20 protein-coding genes and 1 pseudogene are annotated in these 21189 nt (G+C 69.7%); 15 read left to right on the top strand and 6 right to left on the bottom strand.

What is annotated here, in order from left to right; genetic code table 11:
• Positions 1-2: 2 nt before the first annotated feature.
• From AB0O34_RS09490 to AB0O34_RS09505, 4 genes and pseudogenes are all read left to right on the top strand, one after another.
• Positions 3-644 (top strand): protein-L-isoaspartate(D-aspartate) O-methyltransferase, encoded by a 642-nt coding sequence (locus tag AB0O34_RS09490; protein WP_363914457.1) that lies wholly within the window; start codon positions 3-5, stop codon positions 642-644.
• Positions 645-687: 43 nt separating this feature from the next.
• Entirely contained in the window at positions 688-939 is a 252-nt protein-coding gene (locus AB0O34_RS09495; RefSeq protein ID WP_363914459.1) for a type II toxin-antitoxin system prevent-host-death family antitoxin, read from the top strand.
• The gene (locus AB0O34_RS09500) at positions 936-1376 is read left to right on the top strand and encodes a PIN domain-containing protein (protein WP_363914461.1); all 441 of its coding nucleotides are present in this window, start codon (positions 936-938) and stop codon (positions 1374-1376) included. Before AB0O34_RS09495 ends, AB0O34_RS09500 begins: the two co-directional genes overlap by 4 nt.
• 305 nt (positions 1377-1681) lie before the next feature.
• Positions 1682-2613: pseudogene (locus AB0O34_RS09505) on the top strand (IS5 family transposase).
• 305 nt (positions 2614-2918) lie between these two features.
• Here the strand turns inward: AB0O34_RS09505 and AB0O34_RS09510 are convergent.
• The 3 genes from AB0O34_RS09510 to AB0O34_RS09520 form a co-directional block, all read right to left on the bottom strand.
• Positions 2919-3563, bottom strand: a complete 645-nt coding sequence (locus AB0O34_RS09510) for a helix-turn-helix domain-containing protein (protein WP_363914463.1) — start codon at positions 3561-3563, stop codon at positions 2919-2921.
• A gap of 94 nt (positions 3564-3657) precedes the next feature.
• A complete protein-coding gene (locus tag AB0O34_RS09515; protein ID WP_363914465.1) occupies positions 3658-4347 on the bottom strand; it encodes a DUF4230 domain-containing protein in 690 nt (229 codons plus the stop codon).
• Between the two features lie 36 nt (positions 4348-4383).
• Positions 4384-6045 (bottom strand): hypothetical protein, encoded by a 1662-nt coding sequence (locus AB0O34_RS09520; RefSeq protein WP_363914467.1) that lies wholly within the window; start codon positions 6043-6045, stop codon positions 4384-4386.
• Positions 6046-6488: 443 nt separating this feature from the next.
• On the opposite strand from AB0O34_RS09520, the gene AB0O34_RS09525 reads away from it, so the two are divergent.
• Entirely contained in the window at positions 6489-6926 is a 438-nt protein-coding gene (locus AB0O34_RS09525; RefSeq protein WP_363914469.1) for a MarR family transcriptional regulator, read from the top strand.
• Between the two features lie 69 nt (positions 6927-6995).
• Here AB0O34_RS09525 and AB0O34_RS09530 read toward each other — a convergent pair whose 3' ends face one another.
• Positions 6996-8708 carry a S8 family serine peptidase gene (locus AB0O34_RS09530; RefSeq protein ID WP_363914471.1) on the bottom strand — a complete coding sequence of 571 codons (1713 nt, stop codon included), beginning with the start codon at positions 8706-8708 and terminating at the stop codon, positions 6996-6998.
• 165 nt (positions 8709-8873) lie between these two features.
• Between AB0O34_RS09530 and AB0O34_RS09535 the strand changes: the two genes are divergently transcribed.
• Both AB0O34_RS09535 and AB0O34_RS09540 read left to right on the top strand, forming a co-directional pair.
• On the top strand, positions 8874-9827 hold the full coding sequence (locus AB0O34_RS09535; RefSeq protein WP_363914473.1) for a tetratricopeptide repeat protein: 954 nt from the start codon (positions 8874-8876) through the stop codon (positions 9825-9827).
• 229 nt (positions 9828-10056) lie between these two features.
• Positions 10057-11466 (top strand): NAD-dependent malic enzyme, encoded by a 1410-nt coding sequence (locus AB0O34_RS09540; protein WP_363914475.1) that lies wholly within the window; start codon positions 10057-10059, stop codon positions 11464-11466.
• 27 nt (positions 11467-11493) lie between these two features.
• Here AB0O34_RS09540 and AB0O34_RS09545 read toward each other — a convergent pair whose 3' ends face one another.
• Entirely contained in the window at positions 11494-12204 is a 711-nt protein-coding gene (locus tag AB0O34_RS09545) for a hypothetical protein (RefSeq protein WP_363914477.1), read from the bottom strand.
• Between the two features lie 184 nt (positions 12205-12388).
• Here AB0O34_RS09545 and AB0O34_RS09550 point away from each other — a divergent pair, with 184 nt between their 5' ends.
• Positions 12389-12967 (top strand): YqgE/AlgH family protein, encoded by a 579-nt coding sequence (locus tag AB0O34_RS09550; RefSeq protein ID WP_363914479.1) that lies wholly within the window; start codon positions 12389-12391, stop codon positions 12965-12967.
• Here the strand turns inward: AB0O34_RS09550 and AB0O34_RS09555 are convergent.
• A complete protein-coding gene (locus AB0O34_RS09555) occupies positions 12910-13572 on the bottom strand; it encodes a TetR family transcriptional regulator (RefSeq protein WP_363914481.1) in 663 nt (220 codons plus the stop codon). The two genes, AB0O34_RS09550 and AB0O34_RS09555, sit on opposite strands and share 58 nt — an antisense overlap.
• Positions 13573-13709: 137 nt before the next feature.
• Here AB0O34_RS09555 and AB0O34_RS09560 point away from each other — a divergent pair, with 137 nt between their 5' ends.
• The 7 genes from AB0O34_RS09560 to AB0O34_RS09590 all read left to right on the top strand — a co-directional run bounded on the left by AB0O34_RS09560 (position 13710) and on the right by AB0O34_RS09590 (position 21079).
• A complete protein-coding gene (locus AB0O34_RS09560; protein ID WP_363914483.1) occupies positions 13710-15281 on the top strand; it encodes a DHA2 family efflux MFS transporter permease subunit in 1572 nt (523 codons plus the stop codon).
• Positions 15282-15419: 138 nt separating this feature from the next.
• Complete coding sequence (locus tag AB0O34_RS09565; RefSeq protein WP_363914485.1) at positions 15420-15677, top strand: DUF3039 domain-containing protein; 258 nt, start codon at positions 15420-15422, stop codon at positions 15675-15677.
• A 71-nt stretch (positions 15678-15748) separates the two neighbouring features.
• Positions 15749-16735 carry a zinc metalloprotease gene (locus tag AB0O34_RS09570; RefSeq protein WP_363914487.1) on the top strand — a complete coding sequence of 329 codons (987 nt, stop codon included), beginning with the start codon at positions 15749-15751 and terminating at the stop codon, positions 16733-16735.
• Positions 16736-16849: 114 nt separating this feature from the next.
• Positions 16850-17530, top strand: a complete 681-nt coding sequence (locus tag AB0O34_RS09575; RefSeq protein ID WP_363914489.1) for a hypothetical protein — start codon at positions 16850-16852, stop codon at positions 17528-17530.
• A 217-nt stretch (positions 17531-17747) separates the two neighbouring features.
• Entirely contained in the window at positions 17748-19505 is a 1758-nt protein-coding gene (locus AB0O34_RS09580; RefSeq protein WP_363914491.1) for a DEAD/DEAH box helicase, read from the top strand.
• A 226-nt stretch (positions 19506-19731) separates the two neighbouring features.
• Positions 19732-20367, top strand: coding sequence for a UbiX family flavin prenyltransferase (locus AB0O34_RS09585; protein ID WP_363914493.1), 636 nt, complete (start codon positions 19732-19734; stop codon positions 20365-20367).
• A gap of 82 nt (positions 20368-20449) precedes the next feature.
• On the top strand, positions 20450-21079 hold the full coding sequence (locus AB0O34_RS09590) for a UbiX family flavin prenyltransferase (protein WP_363914495.1): 630 nt from the start codon (positions 20450-20452) through the stop codon (positions 21077-21079).
• Positions 21080-21189: the final 110 nt, after the last annotated feature.

Below are 21189 nucleotides of genomic sequence, written 5' to 3' on the forward strand. Positions count from 1 at the left end.
CCGTGACCGGAGACGCCTCTCCCGAAGATCTCGTCAGCGCCGTCCGGGCGGCAGGCATCCACGATGAGCGTCTGATCGAGGCCGTGCGTTCGACGCCACGAGCGGCATTCGTGCCCGCAGATCACGCCGGCGTCGCCTACCATGACGAGCCCATCCCGATCGGGCACCGGCAGGTGACCACGCAGCCTTCGTTGTCAGCAATGATGATCGAAGGCCTCGGTCTCGCAGGGGACGAGCACGTGCTCGAGATCGGCACCGGCCTCGGCTACCAGACCGGGCTGCTCGCTCGCCTGGCCGCCGATGTCGTGAGCATCGAGCGATGGCCGGATCTGGTGGAGCAGGTGCGGCGGAATCTCGCCCGGCAAGGTGTCGACAATGTCGAGTTGCTGGTCGGGGACGGCAGCCGCGGACTGCCGGACCACGCTCCCTACGATGCCATCATCGTGTCGGCCGCCTTCCCCGAGGTCCCCCCGCCGCTGGTCAAACAGCTCCGGCTCGGGGGCCGTCTCGTACAGCCCGTCGGACCGGGCGGGCAGGAGGAGGTCGTCCTGTTCCAGCGCGCCGCGACCGGGCTGGAACGCCGGCAGGTCCTCACGTTGGCCTACTTTGTCCGCCTCCATGGAGAGTACGGCTTTCCGCCATGAGAGCGTCATCGCCGATGTACTACATGGGTAGTACCATCGGAGTATGGAGACGACCGCGCGTGAGTTCAATCAGCAGTCGGCGCGCATTCTCGCGGCCGCCGAACATGGAGAGACAATAGCCGTGACGAAGAACGGACGGCACATCGCCACACTGGTGCCCGCAGACAGGGCCGAGCCGCCTCTTCCCTACCCGACCGACCCCATGGGCGATCAGGACGATCTGCCAACGTTCGACGGCCCGGCCGATCTCTCGGCCCGGACCGACGCGTTGCTAGCCGAGGGGTTCGGTCTGTGACAGCGCCCGTCGCCATCGCCGACACGTCGGCTCTTCTCGCGGTGTTCAATCGCGGGGACACCGAGCATGCGGCGTGTGTCAAGGCTCGCGGGACCATCGGGCACCTGGTGATCTCTCCCTTGGTGCTCGCCGAACTCGACTATCTGATCACCAGTGCAGCCGGTCCGCAGGCCGCGATCGCCGTTCTCGACCACATCATGGACAAGATCGATGTGAAGAGATACGAAGTTCCCGAGGTCTCCCCGCATCTGCGTACCGCTCGCGCCCTCATGGTTCGCTACAAGACGATGAACATCGGGCTCACCGACGCGATGAACGCAGCCTTGGCCGCGGAGTTCTGTACGGACACCGTCTTCACCCTGGACCGCAGGCATTTCCGTGCCCTACGTCCAATCACCAGCCACGAGTCCTTCCGGCTTCTGCCTGACGACATCTGACCGCTGCCCGGCGGCGATCATACGCATCTCCTTGATCTTCCTCAGGGGCGTCGCAGCCATCCCGACCTTCCTGGTTCAACACCTGCTGCGGCAGCCGGGTGACGACGACCGGCTCGGCCGTGGTGAGGGGCTCTCCCATGGCGGTGTCCAGTGCGACCATCAGGCCCGAGGTCCAGCGGAGCACGGCCGGCCCGGTTGAATCCCCGGGCGAGGGCCAGCAGTGGTTCCTCGTCGGCTCCATTTAGGGTTAGGAGCTGTTTCTTAGATCTCCTGACAGGATGCGTCGGGTTGGTGACGCTTAGTTTATGGGTCGTGGTGATCTGACGAACGCGGAGTGTGAGCGGCTGGAGCCGCTGTTACCGCCGGGCGGGGCACGCGGAGGCCGGTGGAATGATCACCGGATGGTGCTCAATGGGGTGTTCTACCGGGTGCGTACGGGGGTACCGTGGCGCGATCTTCCTGAGCGGTTCGGGTCGTGGGTGACGGTCTGCAAGCGGCATCGCCGCTGGTCGGCGGATGGTACGTGGGAGCGGCTGCTGGCCGTGGTCCAGGCGGCCGAGGACGCTGCGGGCCGGGTGGATTGGGATGTGTCGGTGGATTCCACGATCACGCGGGCGCACCAGCACGCGGCTGGTGCGCCGCGTACACCACCGCCGGTTTCCGCGTTAAAGGGGGGACCGGCCGGGACAAAGCGGGGCGATCCGGTGTGGCGGGGTCTGCGCGTCCAGTTGGAGGAGGTGGTCAGGCAGGTGAGTGCTTAGGACGCTCGCGGGGTGGGTTCTCCACCAAGATTCACCTGTCCGCCGATGGGCGGTGCCGTCCGCTGTCGATGTTGATAACCCCTGGGCAGCACGGGGACAGTCCGCAGTTTCGGCCGGTGCTGGAGGCGATTTGCATCCCGCGTATCGGTCCGGGTCGGCCGCGTACCCGACCTGACAGCGTGAGTGCCGACAATGCCTACAGTTCCCGCGCCAACCGCCGTTACCTGCGCCGCCGTAAGATCCGCCATACCATCCCAGAACCGCGTGATCAGCGGGCCAACCGGCGTAGGCGCGGCTCGGCCGGCGGGCGTCCGGCCGGGTTTGACACCGAGCGTTACAAGAAACGCAACGTTGTCGAGCGGGCGATCAACCGGCTGAAGAACTTCCGGGCCGTGGCCACTCGGTATGACAAGCGCGCCTACATCTACCTCGGGACCGTCACAGTCGCTGCCTTGGTCATATGGCTCCGCGTCTGATCCAGGAAACAGGCCCTAGCCCAGGTAACCGCCTGAGCGGCACGAGCCTCGCGAGTCGGCGCCCCGCGCAGTTCACCGAGCACGGTGGTGAACAGCATTGCTACCTCCTTGATAGACGTGTCTCACGTCGAGGCTGCATATCTAGCAGGGCGTCCTGACAATTTTGGAGCCTCTCCCGTCCGATGGGTAGACTTTGAGATCTCAACTGCGCCACAGATCAAGGACTCCGGTCGGCTCCAACGGCTTCAAAAGTCACTACATGTGCAGATATGGCAGGCGCCGTCGCTCCTTCTAAGGGAGCTGGGCTACCGGGAGGAGAGCGCCTCCAGGAACTCCTTGAGACCAGGGGACTCAACATCGAGGTTTCCAAAGGACTCTCCTTCAAACCCGGAAGTGACTTCCGCGCCGGTCTCTGCCTCACCGTCGATTACGTCGGAAGGGTAGAACTCCTCCACGTCGAACAGGGTCTCCCCCTCCCAACGCGCCATGGATGGGGCGACGTGCGTGGCGTTCGAGTCAGCACCCGTCCGTGAGAGACTCACTCGACAGAAGGACGTGTAGACCTCAATCAAGATTTGCCGTTGACGCTCGTCAAGCAGTGAGTCCGCACGAATGGCGGTCAAAACGTCAGAACTGTGATTGCCGTCGCTATTCCCTGCAGTCATTGTGAGCAGACTTCCCGCCGTGATTCCGAGCCCCCTGGCGATCTGGCCGACGACCTCTGCGCTCGGCGTACGCTGCCCGCGTTCGATCTGGCTGAGATAGGGATTCGAGATGCCTGACGCGTCCGCCAGTTGGCGCAGAGACAGATGCGCCTGCTGGCGTCGCTCGCGGATGCAGTCGCCGATCGAGAGTGTCGCAGGGGGAGACATGAAGTCGAGTGTGCCGCACATCACCGACACCTTGGCAAGGGCGGTGCGACGATCCCTCGGGTTTTCCTTCCGTCGCATCTGAAGAGTCCGCTTTACTGGCCTTCTCCGCGATCCGCTGGTCTGGGTGGATGTCGCCCAGGTCACGGGTGCAGCTGATCCCTGGAGTTCGGCCTCAGGGCTCGTCGGCGTACTTGATGGTCACCTTCTTGAAGCCGAGGGACTTGAGCATGCCTTCGAGCATGAGCTTGGTGTTCTGGTCGGCGCGGTTGCGGAGGTCGCTGGCCCACGCGGCTTCGGCGATCTTCTGCTCGGCCAGGACGTAGAGCTCCTGCTGGTTCTGCGGGGAGTTCGACAGCATGCCCTGCACGCGGTCAAGGATGCCGCGCTCCTGGGCGTACACGTAGGACTTCTTGTTGTCGAGGTTGGTCTTCTCCAGTTGGGCGCGCGGCAGCCGTACGGTGACCTCGGTGCGGTCGGGCGAGACGGTGAGCGCGTCCTTGCCCATCGCGGAGAAGTCGACGTACGCGTCCACGCTGCCGGCGCCGACGAACAGGGTGCGCGAGCCCTTGATGGCGTCCGGCAGGAAGGCGGCGTCCTTCTCCAGGTCGACGATGACCTGGAAGTTGCCGCTGGCGGCCTGGAAGCGGCTCATGTTCTGGATCGACTGGAGGAGCACCGGCTGGCTGCGGTCGATCGTCGTCTCGCCGAAGGGGTTGAGATACGACCAGGTCAGCCTCGCGCCCACGAAGAGGAGGACCAGCAGTGTGAGAAAGCCCGCGAGGTAGCGCCAGCCGCGTCGGGACCGGCGCTCAGCCGGTTCCGCGGCAGCCGCCGTCTGGGGGGTCGACGTCTGGCGGTTCACGGCCACTCTCCTTCCCGAGATGAGCGTGTTCTCACATCATGTCCGGGAACGGGGGTCCGTGGGGCACCAGAGAGCAGGCCCTCTGTGATGTCGGCGCCAGGCCCAGCCGGTCGCCGCGCCGGTGTCGGTGCTCGCACCGTGCCCCGGGCGACGCGCGTGCCGGTGGTGAAGGACTCGCCCGTGCCCGTGGCGCATGCTCCAGCCGCGCTGCGGGAGGGAACCGGCCTGTGATGAGCCCGCCTCCGCGCCCCCCGGCGCGGGGCTCACCACGGGGCCCGAGCCGTCCCCGGAACCGTACGTGCTCGAATCGGACGGGACGGAAGGCGCGGAGGGGTTGGGCATGGTGGGGTAGGGCGAGCCGGGGACGGGGGACTGGCCGGGGTAACGCGTGCTCGTCTCGTCGCCGGGCGCGGGAGTCACCGGTCCGGCGTTTCCCCGGGTCATGGGACGGGGAACCGGCTGGGTCGTCACTCCGCCGAAGTGCGACGCCTTCAGCCGGCAGGTGGCGAAGTCGGTGTAGAACATGCGCAGCCAGTCACGGCGCTGGCTCTCGGTCAGCGCCGAGAACCACGCCGCCGCGGCCTGGTGCCCGGGCAGCGGGCCGCTGGGCAGCGGCTCCCCGCGCAGCCAGGCCGTCACGATGGCGCGGTAGCCCCCCGCCGGGCCCTCGCCGCAGGGGCTCGCGAGCCGCTCCACGAACTCCGCGGCGGCCCGCGAGGCGAACCCCGGCGTGAGGTCGTCGACGTGGATGGGCACCACACCGGGGCCGGGCACGCCGTCGTCGGCACGCGGGCGCTGCTCGACGCGGGCGAACGCGCCGGGCGTGCCGGTCAGGCGGGCGGCGATCGTGGTGAACGTGGCGCCCAGCTCGGTGAGCCCGCTGCGCATCCCCGGATGCACGCAGACCGTGATCGGCCACTCCTGGCAGCTGTAGACCATCGGCTCGGTGGCGGCGACGGCCTGCGGCTCGCTCAGCAGCCTGGCCATGCCCGTGCCCGCCACGAGGACCGCCAGCACCGCCCCGGCGAGCGCGAGGGCGCGCCGGGTGACGATCGCCGTCCAGGTGAGCAGGACGGCGGCCGTGACGCCGAGGAGCCAGAGTGTCTGGTTCTCGAACGCGACCGGGCTCAGTCCTTCGAAGGGGTCGTACGGCTCGGACGTGCTCGGCGCCAGCCTGCCCGCCCAGGTCGAGCCACCGGCCAGCGACGTGAACACCCCGTAGCTGGCGACTCCCGCGAGCAGCGGCGTGACCGCCCAGGGCAGGGCCCAGCCCGTGACCCACCCGATCACCGCGTAGAGGGCCAGACCCGCGGCGCCCACGGCGAGGCCGGTGGGCGCCAGGTGGCCCGCCTGCTCGGTCAGGACGGCCTTCATCGCCAGCAGGGTGACGGTCGCGCCGAAGGCGCCCACGACGACCACGAGGATCGCCAGCGGGGCTCTCAGCACCTGCCAGGTGCCGAGCAGCCGGCCGCGCAACGCGCGCCGCTTGCGCACGGCCACCCACGCGGCGAACGCGGCGGCGACGGGACCGGTCAGCCGGAGCGAGCCGATGACCGCGACGACGATGTTCTCCCATGCGGAAATGCCCGGAACAAGGACGCTCCACGCGGCGAGCAGGCCCAGCGCGAGCAGTATTCCTACCGCTACCAGCGCGCTGTGCTTCAGCTCCTCGCGTGAAACGCCCCTCTGCTCAAGCACGGCCCCGCGTGGACCGGAAATACGGCCACGCCGCCCGTGATGCTGCACTAATGATCTTCATTTAGGACCCCCCGTGCCTGGATGAGCGGCGCTGTCGGCACCGGTGCCGGCCCCCTGGCTCCCGTGCCCGATCCAACCCGCCACGCCGTACACGCCACGGAATCGCATAGCCGCGACTCGCGTCGTAGGCCGTGGCTTTCCCCATGCTTTGGACCGGGCTTTGCCGCGCCTCACCTCTTGACATGAACACCATAACGGAGCGTGATGTTTGTCGTCCCGCTTCTTGGGTAACCCATGAGACTTAGTCACCCTGCGTCAGTGCTCGGGGCAGGCGCTAGCGTAGCGTTGTGTCCATCGGTGTACCGAAGCCGCTTAACTTGCCGTTCGACCCCATTGAGCGCGCCGCCGAAACGTGGCGTGTCCGTTTCGGGCCGTCATCCGCCATGGCGGCCGTCACATCGATCATGAGAGCGCACCAGATCCTTCTCGGGCAACTGGACACGCTGCTCAGACCGCATGACTTGACGTTCGCGCGCTATGAGGCGCTGGTGCTGCTGACGTTCAGCCGTACGGGCGCGCTGGCCCTGTCGCGCATCGGCGAGCGGCTCATGGTGCATCCCACGAGCGTGACCAACACCGTCGACCGCCTGGAGCGCGCGGGGCTCGTCCGCCGCATGCGCAATCCCAAGGACGGGCGGGGGGTGCTCGCCGAGATCACCGACAAGGGTCGCGAGGTGGTGAGGCGGGCGACCGCCGACCTCATGGCCGCCGACTTCTGCATGACGATGTACGGCGAGGCCGACCGCGCCGAGATGTTCGACCTCATGCGAACCATGAGAGTGGCCGCCGGAGACTTCGAGCCCCAGGCCGCCCCCGAATAGCGAGGTCCCGCACATGGGAAGGGACCCACCCCCGCGGGAGGTGGGTCCCTCGAACCGGGCTGACCGGGGTTACAGGCGTACGGCGCGCAGGGCGTCGACGATGCCCTTGCCGTAGAAGCCGTTCGAAGCCAGGGTCCCCTCACAGGTGTGGGTCGCCGTGACGGTCGAGCCGCTGGGCAGGGTGCGGGTGTAGGTGTAGGCGGGCGGGTTGGGGCAGGGCGTCTTGGTGGCAGTGCCCTTCAGGATCGCCTCGACGAGGTCGGGGGAGAGCGTCTTGCCGTCCCGCCCGTCGCGGTGCCCGTACTTGCTGACGATCAGCGCCGCGACGCCGGCCGCGCGGGGCGAGGCCATCGAGGTGCCCTGCAGGTACTGGTAGTAGGCGCAGGTGGCGCCCGCACAGTCCTTCACCACGTAGTTCACGGTCGGGTTGCCGTCCGCGTCGATCTCGCCGTTGGCGATGGCGAGCGACTTGGGATAGGCCGACAGCGTGGCCTTGGTGATGTCGCGGGTGCCGCCGGGGGTGTCGTAGGCGTCACCGCCGGGGGACGCCACGTCGACGTACCCGTTGCCGTAGTCGGAGTAGTACGCCTTGCGCTTGCTGATGCCGGTGGAGGACACCGAGATCACGTGCTGGCCCTCGCTCGGCATGGAGACGCAGCTCGGCGGGATGGTCCGGGAGTACGGTGCCTCGCCCGGCACGCTCGCGAAGTCCGGGCTGGAGGCGTCGGTGATCGTCTTGGTGTAGTCCGTGGCGCCGTTGCCGGCGGCGGAGACCATCGTGACACCGCGCCGATGCGCGTAGTCCATGGCGCGTTGGGTGGCCTTGATGACCGTCGCCTGCTCCAGCCGGTTCTCGGGAGAGTCGGCCGGGTTGTCGGTGCAGTTGAACAGCCACGGGTCGATGTAGTAGCTCATGTTGACCACGTCGACGCCGATGTCGCCCGCGTAGGTGAGCGCGTCCACGGTGGGCTGCAGGAAGAAGTAGCCCGAGTCCTGGCCGGCGCGCAGGTTCACGAGGGTGACGCCGGGGGCGACGCCCGAGACGCCGAGCTTGTTGATCGGCGAGGCGATCGAGGAGGCCACGTGGGTGCCGTGCCCGTTCTCGTCCACGTCGCTCGGGTCGTTGCAGGACTGGTCGGGCTCCTCCTCGCACGGCCCGTCGACCACGTCGCCGTTGGCGTCGTAGGGGACGTCGACCGTGAAGTTCCGGCTGAGGGACCGGTTGAAGTTCGGCGCGATGTCGGGATGCGAGCCGTCGACGCCGGTGTCGATGACGCCGACCAGCACCTTCGAGTCGCCCTGCTCGTACTTGTGGGCCTCGTCGGCGTGGATCTGCTTCATGTCCCACTGAAGGTCCGAGAGCGGCTCCGCCTTGGCGCTGCGGCCGTGCTTGACGGCCCCCCGCTCGCGGCCCTCCTTCTCGACGGCCTTCGCCTGGTCGGTCGCCCGGGCGCCAAGGGTCCTGGCCGCTTTGGGGGCACTGCCGATGACCCGATCGTGGGCGACGCCGTCGATGGCGGCGTTGTCCTTGATCGCTGAGATGAAGCCGGCGTTCGTGGTGGTGACCGTGGCGAGGCCGACGGCCGTGTTCACCTTGACGACGGTGCCACCCGCTGCCTCGATCGCCTTTTGGGCGTTCGCCGCCGTGGCGCCTTCCTTGTAGAGGACGACGTACTGGGTCGTTGCCGCGGGCTCGGCCGTTGTTCGGCCGGCCTGCGCCGGGAGCGCCGCTGTCGCGGCGATCACGACGGCAGCGGCGGAGACGACGATGACGCGTTTCACACCCACCTCCATGTGAGCTCGTGCATGCCGAGCCCATATTTCGGGATAACCACGTCTCATGACAGTTCCATGAAAAGTTGGGATAAAGGCGTGACATATCGGGGCCAACCTCAGTGTGAGGCGGTCGCGACCCTGAGCACGCGCGGGATGCGGCAGGATTGGACTATGAGCCCAGCGGACTTCACTCGACCGGCATCGTTGCAGGGGGCTGTGGACCTCGGCGCGCGCAAGCAGGCACTGGAAGCCCAGGCACGTCGTGAGGCGGCCGCGGCGCAGGCCGCCTCGGGAGGCGCCCCGGCCGCGCCAGGCGGTGCCGTGGTGATCGACGTCACCGACGAGACCTTCGCCACCGAGGTGATCGAGCGCTCCATGCGCGTCCCGGTGGTCCTCGACCTGTGGGCCACCTGGTGCGAGCCATGCAAGCAGCTCAGCCCGATCCTCGAGAAGCTCGCCGCCGAGGCGGCGGGCCGGTGGGTGCTCGCCAAGGTCGACGTCGACGCGAGCCCCCAGATCAGCGGCGCGCTCCAGGTGCAGAGCATCCCGACCGTGCTGGCCGTCTTCCAGGGCCAGGCGGTGACGGGCTTCCAGGGCGCGCTCCCCGAGGCGCAGGTGCGGCAGTGGCTCGACCAGCTGCTGCAGGCGCTCGCCCAATACCTCCCGCCCGAGGGGGAGGCGCCCGAGGGCGGCGAGGAGGCCCAGCCGCCCGTCGACCCCGACCTGCTCGCGGCCGAGAAGGCCATCGACGAGGGCGACCTCGACGCCGCCGCGGCGGCCTACGAGCGGCTGCTCGCCCGTGCCCCCGCCGACCCCGACGCCAAGATCGGCCTGGCCGGGGTGGGGCTCGTGCGCCGCACCCAGGACCTCGACCCCGACGCCGTGTTCCGCCGGGCCGCCGAGAGCCCGGCCGACGTCGAGGCGCAGACCCAGGCGGCCGACGTCGAGATGCTCGGAGGCAGGGTCGACGAGGCGTTCGACCGGCTCGTCCAGCTCGTCCGCCGCACCTCGGGCGACGACCGCGACCGCGCGCGCCGCCACCTGCTCGACCTGTTCGACGCGCTCCCCGCGGGGGACCCCTCCGTCGCCAAGGCCCGCAGGGGTCTCGCCAGCGCCCTCTTCTGACGCAGGGGCCCCTTGCGGCTCGCTCACGCTCCCGTGCCCCTTCAGGGCCACGGGAGCCGCGGTCGCACACGGGCGTGGCCTGAACTGTGATCCTCTGGCGTAGGACGGCGGAAGCTCTCGGCCGGGTCTGGCACGATGGATATCCCCGAATGGAGCAGGCGAGCCGGATGCGCGACATCGAGCACCCGAGCGAGCGCGACCACAAGCACCCGCAAAGGAGCGGATTGACGTGGCCACCGTGCCGAGCGTGTCGTACTCGATCACCGTCCGTCTGGAGGTGCCGGCAGGCGGCAAGGCCGTCAGCCAGCTCACCCACGCGGTAGAGAACGCCGGCGGCGTGGTGACCGCCCTCGACGTGACCAATGCCGGTCACGAGAAGCTGCGCATCGACGTCACGTGCGCGGCCAAGGACACCGACCATGCCCAGGCGATCGTCGACAGCCTCGACGCCGTCGACGGCGTCATCCTGCACAAGGTCAGTGACCGCACCTTCCTGATGCACCTCGGCGGCAAGATCGAGATGCAGTCCAAGGTCCCGCTGCGCAACCGTGACGAGCTGTCCATGGCCTACACGCCAGGTGTCGCGCGGGTCTCGCTGGCCATCGCCCGCAACCCCGAGGACGCCCGCCGCCTGACCATCAAGCGCAACACCGTCGCGGTGGTCACCGACGGGTCCGCCGTGCTCGGCCTCGGCAACATCGGGCCGGCGGCGGCGCTGCCGGTCATGGAGGGCAAGGCCGCCCTGTTCAAGCGGTTCGCGGGCATCGACGCCTGGCCGCTCTGCCTGGACACCCAGGACGTCGACACCATCGTGGAGGTCGTCCGCTGCATCGCGCCCGGCTTCGGCGGCATCAACCTCGAAGACATCTCGGCGCCGCGGTGCTTCGAGATCGAGCGGCGGCTGCGCGACCTGCTCGACATCCCCGTCTTCCACGACGACCAGCACGGCACCGCCATCTGCGTGCTGGCGGCCCTGACGAACGCGCTGCGCGTCGTCGGCAAGGCGCTGCCCGACGTGAAGATCACGCTGGCCGGGGCCGGCGCCGCGGGCACGGCCGTGCTGCGGCTGCTCCTCGCGTCGGGAGCGCGCAACGTCATCGTCTGCGACTACCTGGGCGCGGTCCACATGGGCCGCGACGACCTCGACGACTCGCTGCGCTGGATCGCCGAGAACACCAACGCCGAGGGGTACGGCGGTGACGTGCGGGGCGCGGTCAAGGGCGCCGACGTGTTCATCGGCGTCTCGGCGCCCGGCATCCTCAACGGCGACGACATCGCCACCATGGCCGACAAGGCGGTGGTCTTCGCGCTGGCCAACCCCGAGCCCGAGGTCTCGCCCGACGACGCCAGGGAGCACGCCGCGGTGGTCGCCACCGGCCGGTCCGACTACCCGAACCAGATCAACAACGTGCTCGCCTTCCCTGGCGTCTTCCGCGGCCTGCTCGACGCGCAGTCGCGCATGGTCACCGAGTCCATGCTGCTCGCCGCGGCCAACGCCCTGGCCAACGTCGTGTCCGAGGAGGAGCTCGGGCCGAACTACATCATCCCGAGCGTCTTCCACCCCGACGTCGCGGGCGCGGTCGCGGCGGCCGTCCGTGAGTCCGCGGGCGGCAAGGTGCGCGGCCTGACGGAGGCGTAGCGACCCCGTGGCGGTGGGTGCCGCCCCCTACAGCTCGGGGTAGCGGCGCCGGCCGTACGGCGAGCGCGGGCGCATCAGCGGTTCGGCGGGCGTGCGGCGCGGCCAGATCATGCCGACCCACCACAGCATGCCGCCGAAGACCACCAGGCCCACGGCGGTCGCCATCTTGCCGTACAGGTCGGCGGGCGGCCCGGTGTAGGGCAGGTGGCCGACCGGCTGCCTGCGCAGCAGAGGGTTGTACCTGTGGGCGCGGAGGCTGTTGCCGCGGTGATCGGCGCTCCGCTCCTCGTCGCTGTCGCCGCTCTCGCTGCTCTCGCTGTAGACCGACTCGCGGTAGGTGCCGTACGACTCCTCGCCGGTCTCGCAGCGCGACCAGACCTGGTACCTGGTGGTGCCCTGGCCCGCCAGCGTGACCCCGATGCGCTCGGTGGAGCGCGGCTCGACGTAGACGGGGATGGTGCGCTCGACGCCCGGCCACAGCAGGCCGTTGCGCACGAGGGTGTTCCCCCGGTAGACGGAGTACTCCACGGTGCCGTGGTCGCGTGGGGCCGTCATGACGACGTTGGCCTTGCTCGCCGGGCATTCGACCCTGGAGACGGCGACGTTGACGCGCGCGTCAACGCCGTCGCGCCCGTCGCGCCCGTCTCCGGCTGTGCCCGCGGCGTGTGAAGTGCGGGCCGCGGGGATGCCGACGGCGGCGCCGACCGCCATGAGCGCCACCAGTATGAGACGGCTCATCGGGGCCCTCCCCTCTGTTCACAGCTCTCTGCGTGGAGCGGATTCCGCAAACTGGTCCTCCATCAGGGTGATCTCTGCCACGGAGAGTTCCCCGTTGATCGCCAGGAGTAACATAACGCGAGGTGAAGGGCGTCTCTGGCGGGGGTCAGGCGCGCGTTTGGGCATCACGCGTCATGATGGATGCATGGCGGAGGCGATCTACGTCGGCGGGCTGCTGGTGGCGACGCCACTGCTGGACGATCCGAACTTCCGGCGCGGTGTCGTGCTGGTGCTCGAACACGACGAGGACGGAGGCACCCTCGGCGTCATGCTCAACCGGCCGAGCGAGGTCACCGTGACCCAGGTGCTCCCATCGTGGGATTCGCTCGTGAGCGGGCCCCCCGTGCTCTTCGAGGGAGGCCCGGTCCAGACCGACAGCGCGCTCGCCCTGGCCTCGGTGCCGAGCGGGCAGGAGCCTCTCGGGTGGCGAAGGCTGCACGCGGGCACCTCGGCGGTCTCGAAGCTGGGCACGGTGGACCTGGACGCTCCCCCCGAGATCCTGGCGGGCGAGATCACGCAGATGCGCATCTTCGCCGGCTACGCGGGCTGGACGGCGGGCCAGCTGGAGGCCGAGATCCGCGAGGGCTCGTGGTACGTCGTGGAGGCCGAGCCCGGCGACACCTTCGACTCGCGCCCGTCGAACCTCTGGCGGTCGGTGCTGCGCCGTCAGCCCGGCGAGCTGGCCTTCGTGGCCACCTGCCCGGACGACCCCAAGCTCAACTGATCCCAGCCGGGCCGCAGCGCCTGCTCGGCCAGGGTCAGGGTCCTCTCGACGTTGGCGACCAGGGTGCGGAGGTGGGTGGCCCCGTCGACGGAGCACTCGAAGCCGACGCGGATGGCCGATGTGACGAGGGCCACGAGCAGGCGGGGACGCGGGTCGGTGGCGGGATCGGTACCTTGGCGCCGGGCCATCTCGACCGTGAGCAGCTTCTCGGTCTCGGCCATGCGGGCGAAGCTCGTGGTCAGCAGCGCGGGGTTCGCGTCGATCACCTGCCTGTGCTTGAGGAACCGCTCGGTGTCCTCCTCGGCGTTCCTCTCCATCAGGTGGATGAACTCGCGGAAGGCATGGAAGAGGGCCTCCAGCGGGGGCTCGTCCTCGGGGCGTGCCGCGAGGGCGCCGGTGATGAGCTCCTCGTACTCCACGGTGAAGTCGAGCGCGAGGTCCTCCTTGCTGCCGAAGTAGCGGAAGAACGTGCGCGGTGAGACGTCGACCGCGGCGGCGATCTGGTCGACGGTGGTGGCTTCGTATCCCTGGGCCAGGAACAGCTCGAAGGCGCCGTCCATCAGAGCCAGGCGGGTCTGGTGCTTCTTGCGCTCCCGAAGACCCATGCCGGACACCTCCTCGAAACTTTCACTTCACATTCTGCCACAAGTCACCATCTGTCGTATAAAAGAGTTTGTCATCTGTCATGGACTGACATAAATTGCCGAGTGCTAACCACTCATCGAATCGGGGGGACCTTTCCATGGCACAAGCGCTGGCCGCGCGCCCAGACGCGCCGGCCCGACGTGGTCACGGCCATCCGTGGCTGACGCTGCTCGCGGTCGCACTGGGCGTGATCATGGTAATGCTCGACGGCACAGTCGTCGCCATCGCCAACCCGGTGATCGGCAAGGATCTTGGGGCATCGCTCTCGGACCTTCAGTGGATCACCAGCGGATACCTGCTCGCCCTGGCCGTCTTCCTCATCACCGCGGGCAAGCTCGGTGACCTGTTCGGGCACAAGAGGGTCTTCCTCGTCGGCATCGCGGGCTTCGCCCTCACCTCGCTGGCCATCGGCCTCACCTCGTCCATCGGCGTCCTGATCGCCCTGCGCGTGCTCCAGGGCCTGTTCGGCGCGCTGCTCCAGCCCGCCGCGCTCGCCCTCCTCCGCGCGGCGTTCCCGGCCGAGCGGCTCAACATGGCGATCGGTATCTGGGGCGCGGCGATCGGCGTGTCGAGCGCCGCCGGCCCCATCGTCGGCGGCCTGCTGGTGGAGAACGTCAGCTGGCAGTCGGTCTTCTTCATCAACGTGCCGGTCGGCGTCGTCGCGCTGATCGTCGGCCTGTGGGTGATCAAGGAGAGCAAGGCCGAGTCGCTGTCCAAGATCGACATTCCAGGCGTGGTGCTGCTGTCGGGGGCCATGTTCTGCCTGGTCTGGGCGATCATCAAGGCGCCGGGCTACGGCTGGGGGGACGCGAAGACGATCGCGTTCGTCGCCGGCGCCGTGGTGCTGGGCGCCGTCTTCGTCGTCTGGCAGCGCAAGGCGGCCGAGCCGCTGCTGCCGCTCAGCCTCTTCCATAACGCCTCCGTGTCCATCGGCACGGTGCTGATGGTGCTGATGGCCTTCTCGATGTTCGGCGCGATGTTCTTCCTCACCTTCTTCTTCCAGGGTGTGCACGGCCTGTCCCCGCTGGAGTCGGGCATGCGCATGCTCCCGATGAGCGCCGGCATGATCGTCGCCTCGCCCCTGGCCGGCGTCGCGCTGAGCAAGTTCGGCCCGAGGGTCCCCATCGCCGTGGGCATGCTCATCACCGCCACCTCGATGTTCCTGCTCTCGCGCCTCGGCCTCGACGCCGGGTACATCGACACCGCGATCCCGTTCGCGCTGCTCGCCTTCGGCCTCTCGCCCGTCATGGTGGGAGCCACCGAGGTCATCGTCGGCAACTCGCCGGTGAAGCTCAGCGGCGTCGCCGGAGGCATGCAGCAGTCCGCCATGCAGGTGGGCGGCTCACTCGGCACCGCCGTGCTCGGGGCCTTGATCACCGCCAAGGTGGCGGACGTCCTGCCCGGCCACCTCGCCGACGTCAAGATGCCGGCCACCGGGGCCCAGATCGACGCGATGAAGGACGCCGTGGCTCTCGGCGTGGCCCCCGTGCCGCCCGGAGCCGCCAAGCCCGTCGCCGACGCGATCACGCAGGCCGCGCATCTGTCGTTCCTCGACGGCATGCACTTCGGCTTCGGCGTGGCCGTCGCGGTGGCCGTCCTCGCGGCCATCCTGGCGCTGTTCGTCAAGGCGGGCCGCAAGACCGAGGATGTCCCCGTCCACGTGGGCTGACCGCTCGTCCGGACCCGTCTCTCCCGGCCCGGCTCCGGTGCCATCCGGTACGGCTCGCGCCTCCCGCGCGGGCCGTACCGTCGTGAGTGAGGGATTCGTCCGCCTGAGCGCGCCCGCGCGCACGTAGACTCGGATGTCGTGAGCACGAAGATCCTTCCCGAGAGCGAAGTGCGGCCGAACCTCTCGCATGGCGACGAGGGGGACCACGAGCGGTTCTCGCACTACGCCGACAAGAACAAGATCACCGAGAGCATGGTGACCGGCACGCCGATCCGGGCTCTCTGCGGCAAGGTGTGGGTGCCCAGCCGCGACCCCAAGAAGTATCCGGTGTGCCCCGAGTGCAAAGAGATCTACGAAGGGCTCCCGCTGGGCGGCCAACCGGGCGAGGGCAAATGAGTGTTGCTCCCGGCTGATCGGCGCCACTGAAGCTAGCGTCAGCACTCCGACCTGGAACGACGGGGGAGTGCATGGTGCGGCGCACGGTGGCCGTGTCTTTGGTGTGCCTGTTCACGCTCGCAGGCGTGCCCGGCCCGGCGCGCGCCGCCGCCACGCGCCTGTGCGGGCATGCCCGGTCACCGGGGGCTGACACGCGGGGAACCAAGCCGTCCAAGCCGTCCAGGCCCGGCACGCACGGAGCCGGACGGCGCGCGTCGTCTCCTGGCCTGCTGAAGCCCGACATGCGGGGAGCCGAGCCGTACACGCTCGACGGCCGCGAGGCCGCCCGCATGCTCTCCGGCATGCGCCGGCGGCTGCGCGCCTCGCACGGCGCCGGGTCGCGCACCATCACGGTCACGGTGCCCCTGTGGATCCACGTGATCACCGACGGGCGCATGGGGGCCACGGACGCCTCTCTGGGCCCGCAGGTCGAGACGCTCAACGCCGCGTACGGAGGACGGCTGGGAGGGGTCGACACCGGCATCCGCTTCGTCCTTCGCGGCGTCACGCACACCGACAACCCCACATGGTTCCGCGAGCCGCTCGGCAACGAGGCGGCGATGAAGCAGCGGCTGCGCAAGGGCGGGCCCGAGACGCTCAACCTCTACGTGGCCCAGCTCAGCGAGCTGGTGCTGGGTTACGCCACCTACCCGCACTGGTACCAGAACCGTCCGAGCCTCGACGGCGTCGTGATCGACTGGCGCAGCCTGCCGGGCGGCGCCCTGCGCGACTTCTCCAAGGGGTACACCGGGGTGCACGAGATAGGCCACTGGCTCGGGCTGCTGCACACCTTCGAGAACGGCTGCGCGCCGCCGGGCGACTCCGTCGACGACACCCCGCCCGAGGCCACCCCCACTCAGGGCTGTCCCGCGCGCAAGGACACCTGCCCGGACACCGGCGAGGACCCGATCCACAACTTCATGGACTACGCCCACGACCGCTGCATGTCGGAGTTCACCACCGGCCAGGCCGCCCGCATGCGCGAGATGTGGACCGCCTACCGCGCCCCCGCCGTCTGACCCGGGGCCGCTTCCGCGCCGGCCGGTTTCATAGTTTTCCTGCTCGATAATCGAGGTGCTCGTTGACGAACGGGTGCCTTCGGTGCCGATACTCAGTGCACGGGAGGAGGCGCCGTGGACGAGCACCGCATCGAGCGACGGCCGTATGGCGATCGCGTGTGGCCTCCGCCCGAGGCCGAGGGCCTTCCGCCGTCGGCCCGGTTGTACGGCGCGCCCGCCCCGCCGTCGCGCGTCAGGGTGCCGTCCTGGCTCAGGAGGGCGCTGGCCTTCGCGGTGGCCCTGGCGGTGGGCGTCGCGCTGGTCGCGGCTACCGTCGCCTTCGTCGTGGGACGCCTCAACGCGCCCGGCACCCCGGTCGACATCACGGACCCGGCGGCCGGTGTCAGCTATCCGCTGCCCCAGGGATGGCGGCGCGGAACGGTCCCGCCGGTCACGGGGTTCACCTCCGTCGCCACCACGGACGGCTCCGCGCTCGTCATGACCCGCCCGGGGGAGTCCGTCGCGGTCTCGGGGCCGAGGGCGGCCACGCTCGATCTGGCCGACCTGTACGGGCGGTTGCTGCTGCACGGGGACACGGTCGACGTGGTCGACGACCGGCCCATCACCGTCGGGGAGTTCTCCGGTCATTCACGCGCTCTGCGCGCGAGCTACACCGACGTGGTGAACCAGCCTTCTTACCTTCGCGTGACACTTCTCACCAAGGACGACCGGAGCGTGGTGGTGCTCGGCCTCGCCCAGCCCGACGATCCGGCAAGGCGGGCCGAGATCGACGCCGTCGTCAGGGGCCTGAGATAGCGGGTCGCCGGCTCGCGAGGTCACGGCCGGTGAGGGCGCGAGCCCTCCTGACACAGGCAGGGCGACGTGGCGGGAATCCCCGAGGGTCGGCACGTCTTGTCGGTGGGCCCCACTATGGTGGCTTCACTGTGAGGGAGCGAAACGAGCGCAGCGACAAGATCATCAATGGGGGCGACGCCCCGGCGGTCCGGAGAGGCCATCTGGCGAGGAGGTCGGCGTGAGCTCGTTTGCCGCGTCCCATCTGTCACCCTCCTATCCCGACCGCGCCGCGTGGGGCACCGCGCCCAAGCTCCGCGCGTGGCAGCAAGAGGCCCTCGACCTCTACTTCCGGCGCGAGCCGCGTGACTTCCTCACCGTGGCCACCCCCGGCGCGGGCAAGACGACGTACGCGCTGCGCATCGCCAGCGAGCTGCTGAGCCGGGGCATCGTGCGCGCCGTGACGGTCGTCACGCCCACCGAGCACCTCAAGCGGCAGTGGGCCGACGCGGCGGGCAAGGTCGGCATCGCGATCGACCCCGAGTTCAAGAACAGCCAGGGCGCCACCTCCCGCGACTACGCCGGCGTCGCGGTGACCTACGCCCAGGTGTCGATGCATCCCGCGCTGCACCGCGCGCGCACCGAGGCCCGCAAGACGCTGGTCATCTTCGACGAGATCCACCACGCGGGCGACGCCAAGTCCTGGGGCGACGGCGTGCGCGAGGCCTTCGAGCCGGCCGCCAGGCGGCTCGCCCTCACCGGCACCCCGTTCCGCTCCGACACCAACCCGATCCCGTTCGTCACCTACGCCGAGGATGGCGAGGGCGTCCGGCGCAGTCTCTCCGACTACTCCTACGGGTACGGCCCGGCCCTCGCCGACGGCGTGGTCCGCCCCGTCATCTTCCTGGCGTACGCCGGGGAGATGCGCTGGCGCACCCGCGCGGGCGACGAGATCACCGCGACGCTCGGCACCCCCCTCACCAAAGACCAGCTCGGCCAGGCGTGGCGTGCCGCCCTCGACCCGAAGGGCGACTGGATCCGCCAGGTCCTGCTCGCCGCCGACAAGCGGCTCACCGAGGTGCGGCGGGGCGTTCCCGACGCGGGCGCGATGGTGATCGCCACCGACCACGAGACGGCCCGCGCGTACGCCAAGCACCTGCGGGCGATCACCGGCCAGGGCGCCACCATCGTGCTCTCCGACGACCCCGGGGCCTCCGACAAGATCAAGCAGTTCAGTGCCTCAGAGGAGCGCTGGCTGGTCGCGGTGCGCATGGTCTCAGAAGGCGTCGACATCCCGCGACTCGCCGTCGGGGTGTACGCCACCAGCGTCTCGACCCCGCTGTTCTTCGCCCAGGCGGTGGGGCGCTTCGTCCGCGCCCGCAGGCGGGGCGAGACCGCCTCGGTGTTCCTGCCCTCGGTGCCGACCCTCATGGGCCTCGCGGGCGAGATGGAGGCCGAGCGCGACCACGTGCTCGACCGCAAGGTCCCCGAGGAGGGCCTCGACGACTTCCTCGTCGACGAGGCCCGGCAGAAGAAGGACAATCCCGACGTCCTCGGTGACGAGCTGCCGTTCGAGACCGTGGAGGCCTCGGCCACCTTCGACCGCGTCCTGTTCGACGGCGGCGAGTTCGGCACGTCCGCCGAGACCGGCTCCCCCGAAGAGGAGGATTTCCTCGGCCTGCCGGGGCTCCTGGAGCCCGACCAGGTGGCGGTGCTGCTCCGCAAGCACCAGGCCGAGCAGCAGGCCGCCAAGCGGCGTAAGGCGGCCGACCCCGCGCCGCCGCCGGTCCTCGCCCCGCACGAGGAGATGGCCGCGCTGCGCAAGGAGCTGAACGGCCTCGTGGGCGCCTGGAACCACCGCACCGGCCAGCCCCACGGCGTCATCCACGCCGAGCTGCGCAGAGCCTGCGGCGGTCCGGCCATCGCCCAGGCGTCCGCCGACCAGATCCGCCAGCGCATCGAGACCATCCGCAAGTGGGCCACCCAGCGGTCCCGCTGAGCGCGGCAGCGACGGCCGCCGGCCGTCGGAGCTCGGCCGTCTAGCGTGCCCTGCCGGCTCAGGGGTCGTGGGTGCCGTGGCGGCCTGGTGGTCATGCGCGTGGTCGCGGGTCCCGCGGTCATTCGTGCGCCGCGCGGGCCTTCGGCGTGGCACTGGGCGACCCGGGACGCCTATGGCACACTGATCTGTATCAGCGCAGTTCAGAGGGGTCTCGGGGGAGCGCCACGTGGACGAGCAACGGCGGTTGACGGTGGCGGTCACCGGCGCGGGCGGCACCGGCGCGGCCAAGCGGTTCCTCGCGGCGCTGCAGGCCGACGACCGGGTCTCGCACGTGGACCTGCTGGTGTCGGCCAACGGGCGCAAGCTGGCCGCACTGGAGTTCGGCACCGGCGAGGACATGGAGTCGGTGGCGGTGGCGCTGGGCGCCACGTCGGAGAAGGTGCGGCTGCTGGACCCCGCCGACCTGTCCGGTCCGGTGACCAGCGGCAGTTACCTCTACGACGCGATGGTGATCCTGCCGTGCGCGGCCGGGGTGCTGGGACGCATCGCGAACGGGCTCGCGATCGACCTCATCGAACGCGCCGCGGACGTCGCCCTGAAGGAACGCCGCAGGTTGGTGCTCTGCCTGCGCGAGACGCCGTTGAACCTGGCCCATCTGCGCAACATGGTCGCGGTCACCGAGGCGGGCGCGATCGTGTACCCGATGATCCCCACCTACTACAACGTCCCTGAGACGCTGGCCGAGCTGCAGGAGGAGCTGGTCGAGCGCGTGCTGCAACTGCTCGGGCTCGGGCACACCGACCGTTACCGGTGGGACGGCACCAGCACGCCCGCGCGGCGCGAGCACACCGCGACATCGTAGGCCCGCCCTTGGACGCGGGCCGGCGTGGCCGAGGCGGTCAGGGCCCGCGTTCGACCGTGATCATCTGTTCTGGGAGGTTGCCGTGCGTCTCGTCGTCGCCATGACGGGCGCCACCGGCGCGATCATCGGGATCCGCCTGCTCGCGGTCCTGCGTGAGCTTTCGGTGGAGACCCATCTGGTGGTGAGCCGCTGGGCCCGGTCCACCATCGCCGAGGAGACCGCGTACAGCGTGCGCGAGGTGATCGGCCTGGCGAGCGTCAGCCATGCGCCCGAGGATATGAGCGCACCGATCTCCAGCGGCTCGTTCCGCACGGAAGGCATGGTCGTCGCGCCGTGCAGCATGAAGACGGTCGCCGGCATCCGCATCGGCTACGCGGACAACCTGGTCGGCCGGGCGGCGGACGTGACGCTGAAGGAGCGCCGCCCGCTGGTCCTGTTGGCGCGCGAGACCCCGCTCTCGACGATCCACCTGGAGAACCTGCTGGACCTGTCCCGGATGGGGGCGACGGTCCTGCCGCCGGTGCCCGCCTTCTACAACCACCCTTCGAGCGTCACCGACGTCGTCGAGCACATCGTCGGGCGCACGCTTGACCAGTTCGGGCTGGCCCTGCCGACGCTGCGGCGGTGGGAGGGGCCTCGCAAGCACGGGCATGCCCGCGAGCGGCACGCCGTCGTTGTCCAGGCGGAGGACGGCCTCGGCGCTCGGGCGTGAGCACGTGACCCGCGGTCGCCGCTCCGGTGGCGCCCCGAAGGCGACGGGCCCCGGGGTCTCGGGGCTCCGGCGGCTGATCTGCTCGACCTCCTCCAGCTCCACCTCCGGAG

It is taken from the genome of Sphaerisporangium sp. NPDC088356 (assembly GCF_040685555.1).
In the GTDB taxonomy this organism is placed as follows: Bacteria; Actinomycetota; Actinomycetes; order Streptosporangiales; family Streptosporangiaceae; genus Sphaerisporangium.